1 protein-coding gene is annotated in these 398 nt (G+C 49.5%); it reads right to left on the reverse strand.

What is annotated here, in order from left to right; genetic code table 11:
• Positions 1-398 (reverse strand): IS66 family transposase (locus tag NOG12_RS13300; RefSeq protein WP_313933522.1); only part of this gene is annotated, 398 nt, incomplete at both ends.

Raw genomic sequence — 398 nt, forward strand, 5'->3', positions numbered from 1 at the left:
GCGATTAGGCTTATCGCTTCTTTGGCCGGTTGTGGCCAGCTGTTTTCGGCTGCAATAAATTGCCGGCGACTGTGCACCCAGCACTGGGCATGGGTTAAGCCCTCATTCGCTTTGATATAACTGGCATAGGCGCTGTAGCCATCGCTTAATAAAGTCCCTTTAAAGCGATGTTTTAATATCTCTTCTATATGTTGCCGCCCGCGGCTGGTGGAGAAGGTAAAAACAATTTCATCCTTATCACCATACACCGGCCAGAAGTAACTTTGCTTCATTTTGCCCGGACCCGCTTTGCCTGCTTTAATCGGCGTCTCGTCCATTGCCAGCACCTGGCTTTGTAAGATGCTGGTCAGCATCGCATCCACAATCGGATAGAGTAAATCAATACCGCGTGCCACGAT

Source organism: Pseudidiomarina fusca (assembly GCF_032227045.1).
In the GTDB taxonomy this organism is placed as follows: domain Bacteria; phylum Pseudomonadota; class Gammaproteobacteria; order Enterobacterales; family Alteromonadaceae; genus Pseudidiomarina; species Pseudidiomarina fusca.